The following is an 11,945-nucleotide window of genomic DNA, read 5'->3' on the forward strand; positions in this document are numbered from 1 at the left end:
ACAAGCACGGAAAACGGGAAATTGTTGGGTATAGTCAGCTGACTCGTTCTTACCTGAAAAGACACTTAAAAAGACACCTGAAAAGCCGCCCGGACAGACCCGGATAGACAAGGAGCCACCATGGAATACCGCTTTCTCGGCCATACCGAGTTGAAAGTCAGCAGCCTGTGCCTGGGCACCATGACCTGGGGCAACCAGAACACCGCCGAGGACGGCTTCGCGCAGATGGACCTGGCCCTCGAACAGGGGGTCAATTTCTTCGATACAGCGGAAATGTACGCGGTTCCGGCCAGCCCGGACACCTCTTTCCGCACCGAAACCATCATCGGCGAATGGTTCGCCCGCACCGGTAACCGCGACAAGGTGGTACTGGCCACCAAGGCCGCCGGCCCTGGCGATTACGTCAAACATATCCGCGGCGGGCCGCGCCTGAGCCCGGCAAGCTTGCAAGAGGCGGTGGAAGGCAGCCTCAAGCGCCTGCGGACCGATGTTATCGATGTCTATCAACTGCACTGGCCGGAGCGCCCCACCAACTACTTTGGCCGTCTCGGTTACAAGCACCGCGAGGACGCCCAGGCGCTGCCCATCGCGGAGACCGTGGCCGGCCTCAAGGCACTGGTGGACGCCGGCAAGATCCGCCACTGGGGCCTGTCCAACGAAACTCCCTGGGGCACCATGACCTTCCTCCGCGAGGCGGAAAAGATCGGCCTGGCGCATCCGGTATCGATCCAGAACCCCTATTCCCTGCTCAACCGCAGTTTCGAGGTGGGTCTGGCCGAGGTGGCCCATCGTGAAGGCGTCGGCCTGCTGGCCTACTCACCACTGGCCTTTGGCCTGCTCAGCGGCAAATACCGTAACGGCCAGCAGCCGGAAAAAGGCCGGCTGACACTGTTCAAGCACTTCGCCCGCTATACCAACGAACAGTCCGTCGCCGCCACCGAAGCCTACTGCCAACTGGCGGAACGCCACGGTCTCAGCCCCACCCAACTGGCGCTGCAGTTCGTCACCACCCGGCCCTTCGTCACCAGCAACATCATCGGCGCCACCACCCTGGAGCAGCTCCGGGAGAACCTGGACAGCGTCAATCTGAGCTGGAACGACGAATTGGAGAAGGAGATCGAAGCGATTCATACCCGCTTCCCGTATCCGGCGCCCTGACGCTCTAACTGCGCTCGGGCAATTCGCAAAGCGAGAACCACGAAGGTACTGTAGGAGCCAGCCTTGCTGGCGAATTCTCCCACCATTCGGGAACGATTCATTCGCCAGCAGGGCTGGCTCCCACAGCGGCCTCGTAGCTACCCCCGGTACATGTTTCCAAGACCCCTCTTGACGGCTCCCTTGTTATCGGTGCAATGTTATCAGCGCAATGTTAACGCCGTTAACACAGCATCGGGATCAACATGACTTCCACCTATCATCACGGCGATCTGTACCGTCAGGCCCTGGAACAGGCGCTGGCCCTCCTTCATGAGGAAGGCGCGGCGGCGGTCACCCTGCGAGCCCTGGCCCGCCGTCTGCAAGTGACCGCCCCAGCGCTGTACCGGCATTTCCGCAATCGCGACAGTCTGCTTGCCGCCCTGGCCGAGTACGGCTTCCGGGAGCTGCGCCGGCAACTGCTGGCGGTGCGGCGGGATGACGCCCTGGAGCAACTGACCGGCATCGGCCAGGCCTACATCGCCTTCGCTCAGGCACGGCCCAATCTGTACCGGCTGATGTTCGGCGGCCAGTTGCTGCCGCGCGGCGCCCATCCGGACCTGGACGCCGCCGGCCTCGGCGCCTTCGCCGTTCTGCAGCAAAGCATTGATGACGCTCTCGCCGCCGGCTATCTGAATGGCCAGCCGGCCGGCCCGCTGACCGCCGCCGCCTGGTCCCTGGTGCACGGTTTCGCCGAACTGACCATTGATGGTCACCTGCCCGACGAGCAGCAGGCACCGGGCCTGGCGGCTCTGGTCACCCGGCTGCTACTGCCCGGCGGCCCGTCTTCCCGCCATAACAACACCCCCTGAGGAGTCCCTCATGCCCAGCCCCAGCACTCTGCGAATAGGCCGACGCTACCGCGCCAACCGCCTGCAAGGCCGTTACGATGTTCTGGTCATCGGTTCCGGCATTGGCGGGCTCAGCGCCGCCGCCTGTCTGAGCAAGCTCGGCAAGAAAGTGGCGGTGTTCGAGCAGCATTACACCGCCGGCGGCTTTACCCACGCCTACGAGCGCAACGGCTACGAATGGGACGTGGGTGTTCACTACATCGGTGACGTGGGCAAGGACCATACCCTGGCGAAACGGCTGTTCGACCATATCAGTGACGGCCAATTGAAATGGGCGCCGATGGATCCCTGCTACGACCGCATCCATATCGGCGACCGGCAGTACGATCTGATGGCCGGCCCCGAGGCTTTCGTCGAGACCTTGAAACGGGCTTTCCCCAACGACCATGCCGCCATCGACCGCTATATGGCGCTCACCGCCAAGGCCGCCACCGCGATCCAGGTGCTGACCACCGCCAAGGTGCTGCCCGGCACTGCCGGTAAACTGCTGGCCAAGGGGCTGAGTCTCACCGGGGCCGGCAAGCTGAACCGGCCCACCGCCGAAGTGCTCGGTGAGCTGACCGACAATCGCGAGTTGATCGCGGTGCTCACCGGCCAGTGGGGCGACAACGGCCTGCCACCGGAGCAGTCCAGTTTTCTGATCCACGCCATCATCGCCCGCCATTATCTGTATGGCGGCTTCTATCCGGTGGGCGGCGCTTCGGCCATGGCCACAACCATTATTCCGGTGATCCAGCAAAGCGGCGGCGACGTCTTTACCTACGCCGACGTGCGGGAGATCGTCATCGAGAACGGTCGCGCCACCGGTCTGAGGCTGGCGGACGACAATGTGGTTTCCGCGCCGGTGATCATCAGCGACGCCGGTGTATTCAACACCTTCCAGAACCTGTTGCCGGACACCTGCCCGCAGCGCCAGGGCTATCTGGACCGGCTGACCCGGGTGCAACGTTCCATGGCCAGCGCCTGCCTGTATGTGGGCCTGAACGCGGACGCCGCCAGCCTGGGATTGCCGAAAACCAATTTCTGGATTTACCCGGACAGCGACTATCAGCGGCAACTGGAGCAAGCCCTGGCGGCCCCCGATGATCATGATATTCCGCTGACCTATATTTCCTTCCCCAGCGCCAAGGACCCCAGTTTCAGCGAACGCTATCCGGACCGCGCCACCATCGAGATCGTCGCCGCCGCCCCCTATGAATGGTTCCAGGCCTGGGACGGCACTCCCTGGGGCAAACGGGGCGAAGATTACGAAGCGGTCAAGGAAGCGTTCTCCCAGCGGCTACTGGAAAAACTGTTCGAGAAAATGCCACACCTGCGGGAGCACCTCGATTACTACGAGCTCTCCACTCCGCTTTCCACCGCTTATTTCTGCCGCTACCCCAGTGGCGAAATTTATGGCCTGAACCACGATCCAAACCGGTTCGAGCAACAATGGCTGCGCCCCAAGACCACCATTCCCGGCCTCTATCTCACCGGCCAGGATGTGCTCACCTGCGGCGTCGCCGGGGCCATGATCGCCGGGCTGGTCACCGCCATTTCGGTGGGCGGCGTGCGCGCCCTGCCGTTGGCCAAGACCATGTTCGCGGGCTGACTCTTCATGGAGTAATCATGATTCGTTTCTGGCTGGCGCTGTTGCTGTTGTCCCCGTGGCTGCTGTGGCAGGCGAAACGCACTCGGGCGACCACGCCGCGCCTGCCGGAGGCGGGCGGCGAACCGAGCGGCCGCAGCGGAGACACCGGCCCGGCGCTACGACTGCTGGTGGTGGGAGAGTCCACCGCCGCCGGCGTCGGTGTTGGTGACCATCAACAAGGCCTGGCGGCGCATTTGGCCGCGCAATTGAGCCGGCGCCATGGCCGCACCGTGTTGTGGCGAACCGTGGGCGTCAACGGCATTCGCGCCGCCGCGCTGATCGGGCACCTGCCCAGGGCGCCGGAGACGGATGTGGCGATAATCAGCCTGGGCGTCAATGACACCACCGGCCTGACCCGGCGCCGCGGCTATCGCCACGCATTGACGGCGCTGATCGCCGAACTACGACGGGACAAAGCCGAGCTTCCGGTTTATCTGCTGGCGGTGCCTCCGATGCAGCGCTTCACTGCCCTGCCCCGGCCGTTACGAGACTTGCTGGGTTGGCGGGCACAGGGGCTGGATCGGGTGCAGCAGGACCTGGCCCGCACGCTGGCCGGTGTACACCACTTGGCTTATCCACCCGTGGAAGGCAAGGATCTGCTGGCCGAGGACGGCTATCACCCCTCCGAACAAGGCTATGCGCTTATCGCCCGAACGGTGGCGGACGACATCAGCATGCCTTGAACGCCTAGCCCCCGTTTCCGTAAAACGCGGCATCCGGCAGGCTCTGGATCGCCAGCCGGGAGCTGCGGATGTGCAGACGGGTGCAACGCTCCGCCCGTTTCGGATTACCGGCCAGAATCGCCTCCCCCATGACCTGATACTCCCGGAAGCGGCGCGGCGGGTTGGTGAACTGATCGTAGGACTGAAACTGCTGGCGCAGCAACTGCACCATGGTCGCCGGTAGCATACCCGGCAATTCCCGGTTGCCGCCGATGTCGATCATCACACCGTAAAAGCGGTCCCGTTGCTCCAGGTAGGCAAAACTCAGCCCACGTCGGCGGTGAGCCAGCAGTTCGTCAAACACCTCTTCAAAACGCTGGCGATGATCGGCCTGGTCGATGCGCTGTGCCGCCAATCGCGCCGCCAACCCCAGCAACACCTCGATGTTCTGCAGCAGGTCGCGCACTTCTTCCCGGCTCAGCGAGCGGATATAGGCGCCCTTGTGCCGGGTCAGCGTAATGATCCGTTCCGCCGCCAGCCGCTTCAACGCTTCCCGCACCGGCCCCCGGCTCACCCCCAGCTCGCGGGTCAGATCCGCTTCCACCAGCCGCTGCCCCGGCACATAACGGCCGCTGCCAATGCCTTTGCAAATGGCCTGGATCACCGCATCCGGTGAACTCAACGGAGGCGTGGCCGGTGGGGTGGCGTCTTCGGCTCTGCGCATGGGAAACGGTCCTTGATCGTCGTTTTTAGGGGCCGGAGCAGGCTGGCAGCGCATTCTAATGAGGCCTCGCCCGGTACGCATCTTCGAATTATGTTAGCAATATTGTCCTACGATATTGACCCACAATAATCCATGGGCTAGTTTCAGACAAACGCAACACCTCACCACCCGCCGCGCCACCGGGCCCGGCGTATAAACACAACAAGCATTGAGGAGGCACACCATGCCACGTTGGATTACCACGGCCGCGGCCATCACCGCCCTGGGCGCCATCGCTCCCGCGGTTCAGGCCGAACCTCTGAAAATCGCCATCATCGAATCCCTGTCCGGCCCGCAAACCTCCACCGGCCGCCTGATCGCCACCGCCGCTGAGTATGTGATCGATCAGGCCAACACCAACGGCGGTTTCAACGGCGAACCCATCCAGGTGAAGGAGTACGACAACGCCGGCGACACCTCCGGCGCCGCCACCAAATTCCGCGAAGCGGCGGCCGACGGCGCCCACGTCATCATTCAGGGCGCGTCCTCAGCGATTGGCGGCCAGGTCACCGAGGACGTACGCAAGCACAATATCCGCAACCCCGATAATCCGATCATCTATATCAATGTCGGTGCCGAGGCCATGGAGCTGCGCGGCAAGAAGTGTCATTTCCACGCCTTCCACTTCACCACCACCGCGCCCTATCGCACCGTCCCGCTGATGCAGGTCATGTCCGAACAGGGCGATCTGGGCAAGCGCGTTTATTCCATCAACCAGAACTACTCCTGGGGCCGCGACATGGAAACCGCCATCGTCGACAACGCGGACCGGTTCGACTACCAGGTGGTGGACAAGGTGCTCCACGAAGTAAACCGGATCCAGGACTTCTCCCCGTTCGTGGCCCGCATCAAATCGGAAAATCCGGATTCCGTGATCACCGGCAACTGGTCCAATGACCTGTTGTTGCTGATGAAGGCGGTGGGCGACGCCAACCTGGATGTCACCTTCGGCACCATCTTCATGGATCAGCCCGGCAATGTGGCCAACGCCGGCGATGTGGCCGAAGGCCATTACGTGGCGCACAGCAGCAACATAGAACTGCTCGACGAGGCTGGCCCCGAAGCCTACAAGAAAGCCACCGGCCACTATCCGGTGTTCATCGAACCGACCACCCTGAATGGCGTCGGCCTGTTCGCCGAAGCCCTGAAACAAGTGGATTTCGACGGCGGCGATATCAACGTCAACGAAATCGCCCTGGCCATGGAAAACACCACCTTCGATAACGGTCTGGGCGGTATGCATGTCCGCAAGGCGGATCATCAGGCGGTGATCCCCATCGTGGTGTCCCAGGTGGCCAGCGGCGTCAAGTACCCGGTGGACGGCACCGAGCTGGGCTTCAAGCCGATCAAGACCGTGGCTGGCGAGGACGCCATCTATCCGGCCCAGGACAGCTGCCGCATGCGGCGCCCGAAATAACCCTTCCCGCTTTGATTCCGCGGCCGCGTCTCCCCGGGAGCCGGCCGCCATACTGATAACAACATCGGGAGAGACGCATGGAGTTTCTGATCGTCTCCACGCTGAACGGCGTCATCTACGGCATGCTCCTGTTCATGGTGTCCGCCGGTTTGACGTTGATTTTCGGCATGATGGGCGTGCTCAACTTCGCCCACGCTTCGTTCTACATGTTGGGCGCCTACTTCGCCTACACCCTTTCCGGCCTGTTCAATTTCTGGGTGGGGCTGATCGTCGCCCCGTTATTGGTGGCCATCATCGGCATGTTCATCGAGCGCTACATGCTGCGCCGGGTGCATGCCCATGGCCACGCCCACGAGCTGCTGCTGACCTTCGGCCTGGTGTTCATCTTCGAGGAGTTGATCAAGCTGTTTTACGGCGACTTCCCGGTGAATTATCAGCGCCCGGACTACCTCAATTTCGCCATTTTCAATCTGTTCGGCACCGACTATCCGTTCTATCGCGTGTTCATCGGGCTGGTGGCCTTGTTGATGTTCATCGTGTTGTTCGTGCTGTTGACCCGCACCCGCGTGGGCATGGTGGTGCGTGCCGCCGAACGCCTGCCGGACACCGCGCGGGCGCTGGGGCATAACGTGCCCATGGTGTTCCTCGGTGTGTTCGGCGCCGGCGCGGCCCTGGCCGGACTGTCCGGCGCGGTGGCCGGCGCGTTCTTTCCCACCAATCCGAACATGGCCCTGGAGCTGGGCGTGATCGTTTTCGTGGTGGTGGTGGTCGGCGGACTCGGCTCCCTGGCCGGCTCGCTGATCGCTTCGTTGCTGATCGGCGTATTCAGTTCCTTCGCGGTGGGCCTGGACTGGTCGCTGGCTTCGTTGTTCGGCCTGATCGGCCTGGGTGACTGGGCCAACAGTCTGGGGGGCCTGGTGACCATGCCGCTGTCCTCGATTTCCGCCACCGTTCCCTTCCTGTTGATGCTCATCGTGCTGCTGGTGCGTCCAGCCGGCCTGATGGGCTCGAAGAATTGAGGAGGCTATAATGCGATACGCCCTGATTGCCATCCTCGCCCTGTTGGCGCTGCTGATCATCGCGCCGCCTCTGCTCGGCACCGGCTGGCAGTACGCGCTGATCAACGCCTTGATCGCCGCCCTGTTCGCCGCCGCCTTCAATCTGCTGGTGGGCCAGGGGGGCATGTTGTCCTTCGGTCACGCCGCCTACTTCGGCGTCGGCGCCTTCACCGTGATCCATCTGATGCAGTCGGTGGAATACGGGGATATCCCTTTCCCCACTGTGTTGCTGCCGCTGGCCGGTGCCGCCGTCAGTCTGCTGTGCGGCGCCCTGGCCGGCTTCTTCGCCACCATGCGTTCCGGCGTCTATTTCGCGCTGGTGACCCTGGCTCTGGCGGAGCTGCTGCACTCCCTGGCACCGCACTGGGACGAAATGTTCGGCGGCGAGGCCGGATTGTCGTCCATGCGCATGCCCTCCCTGGGCTTCACCTTCGGCTCCACGCTGGAAGTGTATTACCTGACGCTGTCCTGGGTGGTGATCTGCATCGGCCTGCTCTACGCCTACACCCGCACGCCTTTCGGACGGCTCACCCTGGCATTGCGCGACAACGAGCAGCGCATCCGCTTCATGGGCTTCAACGCCCACGGCACCAAGATCGTGGTGTTCGCCATCTCCGCCATGTTCTCCGGTGTCGCCGGCAGCCTGATGGCGATCTCCAACGAAACCGCCAACTACAGTGTGTTCAGCACCCAGGTCTCGGCCCTGGTGGTGCTGCATACCTTCGTTGGCGGTTCCACTATCTTCTTTGGTCCGATCGTCGGCGCCTGCGTGCTGTCGCTGTTCACCTTCGTGGTCTCGGGCGTCACCCACTCGTGGATGCTCTATCAGGGCATCATCTTCGTGCTGGTGATGCTGTTCGCGCCCAAGGGCATCGGCGGTGTCATCCAGGCCCACATCGAACAACGCCATGCCTTGCCCTGGAAGCGGCTGGCCGCCCCCTACGCGCTCGCCACTCTGGCCGGCTTGATGGTCGCCTGTGCCACCGTGTTCGTGGTGCAGAGTCTGGAAATCGTGCTGTCCCGGGAGTACGCGGCGGCGGTGGCCCGCACCGGCGAGTACGCGCCTTACACGGTGTTCGCTCGGGAATGGCAGGTGTTCCATCCGTTCACGTGGCTGTTCCCGGTGCTGTTGTTGGTGCCCGGTCTGTACCTGCTGCGCCGCGCCTTCGCCCGCATCCAGACGTTGTGGGACAAGGACGACGACAATGATAACGGCGACATCCCCGCCGCCACGCAGGAACTGATGGAAGGAGGACGCTGATGGACACCGCAATGCAGCCCGACGTCCTGGTCATCGACGACTTGCAAAAACACTTCGGCGGCCTGGAAATCATGCGCGGCGTGGACCTCACTATTAAACACGGCGAACGCCACGCCCTGGTCGGCCCCAACGGCGCCGGCAAATCCACCTTGTTCAATCTGATCTCCGGCGAGCACCGCCCCAGCGGCGGGCAAATCTATCTGCGCGGCCAGCGCATCAGCGGTCTGAAACCGGAACAGATCAGCCGTCGCGGTCTGACCCGGTCGTTTCAGATCACCAATGTGTTCAGCCGCATGAGCGCTTTCGAAAACATCCGCATCGGTGTCATGGCCCGGCACGGCATTCGCTTCAACCTGTATCGGCGGATCAAACCGATGCGCGCCATCAATGACGAAGCCCATGCTCTGCTGCAACAAGTGCGCCTGGACCATCGTGCCGACAACCTGGCTTCGGACCTTACCTACTCGGAGCAACGGGCGCTGGAGATCGGCATGACCCTGGCCACCGGCGCGGAAGTAATCTTGCTGGACGAACCCACCGCCGGCATGTCCCGGGACGAAACCGCCTACATGGTGGAGTTGATCCGCCAGGTCACCGAAGGCAAGACGTTGATGATGGTGGAGCACGACATGAGCGTGGTGTTTGGACTGTGCGACCGCATCTCGGTGCTGGTCTACGGCCGCATTCTCGCCACCGGCAGTCCCGAGGAGATTCGCTCTAACCAGGAGGTGCAAAGCGCTTACCTGGGCGAGGAGGAGGAACACTGATGCTGTTGGACATCGACCATCTGCACGCCTATTACGGCAAGAGCCATATTCTGCATGGCGTGCGTTTCACCATGCCGGAACCCCGGATTGTCGCCTTGCTGGGGCGCAACGGCGCCGGCCGCTCCACCACCCTGAAAGCGATGATGGGTCTGGTGCCCCCCAGCCAGGGCAAGGTGGCGCTCAACGGCGAGGATCTGGCCGGCCGCCCGGCCCATGTCATCGCCCGGCGCGGCCTGGGTTACGTACCGGAAGAGCGCCAGGTTTTCCCCAACCTCACCGTGGAGGAAAACCTGATGATGGGCATGCAGACCGGTGCCGAAGGCGCCCCTCGCTGGCAGGCGGAGGATATGTACCAGTACTTTCCCCGCCTGCGTGAACGCCGTAATCAGAAAGCCGGCTACCTGTCCGGCGGTGAACAGCAAATGCTCACCATCTGCCGTTCACTGCTCGGCAATCCACTGGTGCTGCTGGTGGATGAACCCACCGAAGGACTGGCGCCAATGATCGTGCAAGTGGTCATGGACGTGATCCGCGACATTCACCAACGCGGCGTGGGTGTGTTGCTGGTGGAACAGAAGATGACCATGGCCTTGCGCGTGGCCAGCCATGTACTGGTGATGGGACACGGCCAGATCGTCTTCACCGGTTCCACCACCGACATGCAGGCGCGGGATGACATTCGCCGCGACTGGTTGGAAGTGGCGTGAGGAGAGCAGCGTGAACCATCCCACCAATCGCTTCGACATGCATTACGAAACGCACTTCGGCGACCGTGTCATCCGCTGTTTCCGCCAGCGGCCGGCCTCGGTGCAGGCCATGCTGCAATCCGCCCTGGAGCGCAATCCCGACGGCGATGCCTTCGTGGTCGAGGGCGAACGTGTCAGCTATCGCCAACTGGCACGGCGGGCCTCGCGGGTCGCCGCCGCCTTCCACCAACTTGGCGTGCGCCCCGGAGACCGGGTGGCGCTGGTGCTGCGCAACGGCCCGGCGTTAATGTACGGCCTTTATGGCGCGCTCTGGCTCGGCGCCATCGCGGTTCCCCTGAACGCCCGTGAACAAGGCGCCGGGCTCGGCTACATTTTTTCCGATTGCGCGCCCAAAGTGGCTATCGCCGAAGCCGACCTGGTGCAACGGCTGCACGACGGCGGCGCCACCAAAGATCTGGTCGCGCTGTTCGCGGCAGGGGGCGACGCCGAAGGAGCCCGCCCCTTCGAGGCTTTGCTTGAAGGCGCCGACACCAGGCTGCCGCTGGCCCGCCCGGACCAGGAAGACATCGCCGTTCTGCTCTACACCTCTGGCACCACCGGCCGCCCCAAGGGCGCCATGCAGACCCACCTCAATATCGCTCATACCGTCAAACTGTGGGAAAAATCCATGGATCTGCGCTTCGCCGAGCGCTCCGTCCTGGCGGTTCCCGGCAGCCACGTCACTGGTTTGATGGGCATCATCTTCACCATGGCACACATGGCCGGCTGCACTCTGATCATGCCGCAATTCGACGCCGCCGAATTCAATCAACTGGTCGCCGATGAAAGCGCCACCAGCACCATCATGGTTCCAGCCATGTACAAGCTGTGTCTGATGCGCGCCAACTTCGACACGCTCGATCTCGACAGTTGGCGGGTCGGTGCTTTCGGCGGCGCCCCCATGCCGGAATCGACCATCGTCGAGTTTCGTCAGCGGCTGCCGCACCTGCAGTTAATGAATGCCTACGGCGCCACGGAAACCTGCACCGCGGTCACCGCCATGCCACCAGCGGCGCAACTGGAGCACCTGGACAGCATCGGACAGGTACTGGATGGCGTGGACATCCGCATCATGGACGAACAGGGCCAGGAGTGCCCGGCGGGGGAGTCCGGTGAGTTATGGATCTCCGGGCCGGTGGTGATTCCCGGCTACTGGCAGGATGCGGAACGCACCGCGCAGAATTTCGTCGGCGGCTACTGGCGCTCCGGCGACATCGGCGATATCAGCACCGATGGCTATGTACGCATCTTCGACCGCAAGAAGGACATGATTATTCGCGGCGGTTACAACATCTACTGCATCGAAGTGGAAAACGCCATCGCCTATCACCCGGCCGTGGCCGAGTGCGCGGTGATCGGCGTGCCGGATCCGGTGCTCGGCGAAAAAATTCTGGCGGTGATCAGCAGTCAGGACAGCGACCTCGATGCCGACACGCTACGCCGCTTCTGCGCCGAACGCCTGGCCGACTACAAAGTCCTCGATTTTGTTCATCTGCAACGGGAGCCGCTACCGCGCAACGCCAACGGCAAAGTGATGAAGACCACCTTGCGCGACCGCCTCGCCCACCCTGAAACCGAACCCTGTTGAGAACCACC

Annotated in this window: 11 protein-coding genes; 10 read left to right on the forward strand and 1 reads right to left on the reverse strand. The window is 62.9% G+C overall.

Translation table 11 applies throughout. The features are described 5' to 3' along the window. Window positions 1-120 precede the first annotated feature (120 nt). From B5T_RS17420 to B5T_RS17435, 4 genes are all read left to right on the forward strand, one after another. A complete protein-coding gene (locus tag B5T_RS17420; protein ID WP_014995850.1) occupies window positions 121-1,158 on the forward strand; it encodes an NADP(H)-dependent aldo-keto reductase in 1,038 nt (345 codons plus the stop codon). A gap of 242 nt (window positions 1,159-1,400) precedes the next feature. Beyond that, window positions 1,401-2,006 carry a TetR/AcrR family transcriptional regulator gene (locus B5T_RS23770; protein ID WP_014995851.1) on the forward strand — a complete coding sequence of 202 codons (606 nt, stop codon included), beginning with the start codon at window positions 1,401-1,403 and terminating at the stop codon, window positions 2,004-2,006. Window positions 2,007-2,016: 10 nt separating this feature from the next. Further along, window positions 2,017-3,636, forward strand: a complete 1,620-nt coding sequence (locus B5T_RS17430) for a phytoene desaturase family protein (RefSeq protein ID WP_014995852.1) — start codon at window positions 2,017-2,019, stop codon at window positions 3,634-3,636. A gap of 17 nt (window positions 3,637-3,653) precedes the next feature. Then, a complete protein-coding gene (locus tag B5T_RS17435) occupies window positions 3,654-4,358 on the forward strand; it encodes an SGNH/GDSL hydrolase family protein (RefSeq protein ID WP_014995853.1) in 705 nt (234 codons plus the stop codon). A 4-nt stretch (window positions 4,359-4,362) separates the two neighbouring features. Here the strand turns inward: B5T_RS17435 and B5T_RS17440 are convergent, their stop codons facing one another. Further along, complete coding sequence (locus B5T_RS17440; RefSeq protein ID WP_014995854.1) at window positions 4,363-5,061, reverse strand: GntR family transcriptional regulator; 699 nt, start codon at window positions 5,059-5,061, stop codon at window positions 4,363-4,365. Between the two features lie 223 nt (window positions 5,062-5,284). Between B5T_RS17440 and B5T_RS17445 the strand changes: the two genes are divergently transcribed. The 6 genes from B5T_RS17445 (at window position 5,285) to B5T_RS17470 (ending at window position 11,937) form a co-directional block, all read left to right on the forward strand. Then, a complete protein-coding gene (locus B5T_RS17445) occupies window positions 5,285-6,517 on the forward strand; it encodes a branched-chain amino acid ABC transporter substrate-binding protein (protein ID WP_014995855.1) in 1,233 nt (410 codons plus the stop codon). A gap of 77 nt (window positions 6,518-6,594) precedes the next feature. Then, entirely contained in the window at window positions 6,595-7,536 is a 942-nt protein-coding gene (locus B5T_RS17450; protein ID WP_014995856.1) for a branched-chain amino acid ABC transporter permease, read from the forward strand. Window positions 7,537-7,546: 10 nt separating this feature from the next. Next, window positions 7,547-8,836, forward strand: coding sequence for a branched-chain amino acid ABC transporter permease (locus tag B5T_RS17455; RefSeq protein WP_014995857.1), 1,290 nt, complete (start codon window positions 7,547-7,549; stop codon window positions 8,834-8,836). Continuing rightward, window positions 8,836-9,603 (forward strand): ABC transporter ATP-binding protein, encoded by a 768-nt coding sequence (locus tag B5T_RS17460; RefSeq protein ID WP_014995858.1) that lies wholly within the window; start codon window positions 8,836-8,838, stop codon window positions 9,601-9,603. Before B5T_RS17455 ends, B5T_RS17460 begins: the two co-directional genes overlap by 1 nt. After that, window positions 9,603-10,310: an ABC transporter ATP-binding protein gene (locus tag B5T_RS17465; protein ID WP_014995859.1), complete on the forward strand. Its 708-nt coding sequence runs from the start codon at window positions 9,603-9,605 to the stop codon at window positions 10,308-10,310. Before B5T_RS17460 ends, B5T_RS17465 begins: the two co-directional genes overlap by 1 nt. A gap of 10 nt (window positions 10,311-10,320) precedes the next feature. Next, window positions 10,321-11,937, forward strand: a complete 1,617-nt coding sequence (locus B5T_RS17470; protein WP_014995860.1) for a class I adenylate-forming enzyme family protein — start codon at window positions 10,321-10,323, stop codon at window positions 11,935-11,937. Window positions 11,938-11,945: the final 8 nt, after the last annotated feature.

This window comes from Alloalcanivorax dieselolei B5 (assembly GCF_000300005.1).
Lineage (GTDB): Bacteria > Pseudomonadota > Gammaproteobacteria > Pseudomonadales > Alcanivoracaceae > Alloalcanivorax > Alloalcanivorax dieselolei.

Coding starts and splice junctions, on each gene's coding strand:
- B5T_RS17420 (WP_014995850.1), top strand. CDS start 121: ATGGAATACCGCTTTCTCGGCCATACCGAGTTGAAAGTCAGCAGCCTG.
- B5T_RS23770 (WP_014995851.1), top strand. CDS start 1,401: ATGACTTCCACCTATCATCACGGCGATCTGTACCGTCAGGCCCTGGAA.
- B5T_RS17430 (WP_014995852.1), top strand. CDS start 2,017: ATGCCCAGCCCCAGCACTCTGCGAATAGGCCGACGCTACCGCGCCAAC.
- B5T_RS17435 (WP_014995853.1), top strand. CDS start 3,654: ATGATTCGTTTCTGGCTGGCGCTGTTGCTGTTGTCCCCGTGGCTGCTG.
- B5T_RS17440 (WP_014995854.1), bottom strand. CDS start 5,061: ATGCGCAGAGCCGAAGACGCCACCCCACCGGCCACGCCTCCGTTGAGT.
- B5T_RS17445 (WP_014995855.1), top strand. CDS start 5,285: ATGCCACGTTGGATTACCACGGCCGCGGCCATCACCGCCCTGGGCGCC.
- B5T_RS17450 (WP_014995856.1), top strand. CDS start 6,595: ATGGAGTTTCTGATCGTCTCCACGCTGAACGGCGTCATCTACGGCATG.
- B5T_RS17455 (WP_014995857.1), top strand. CDS start 7,547: ATGCGATACGCCCTGATTGCCATCCTCGCCCTGTTGGCGCTGCTGATC.
- B5T_RS17460 (WP_014995858.1), top strand. CDS start 8,836: ATGGACACCGCAATGCAGCCCGACGTCCTGGTCATCGACGACTTGCAA.
- B5T_RS17465 (WP_014995859.1), top strand. CDS start 9,603: ATGCTGTTGGACATCGACCATCTGCACGCCTATTACGGCAAGAGCCAT.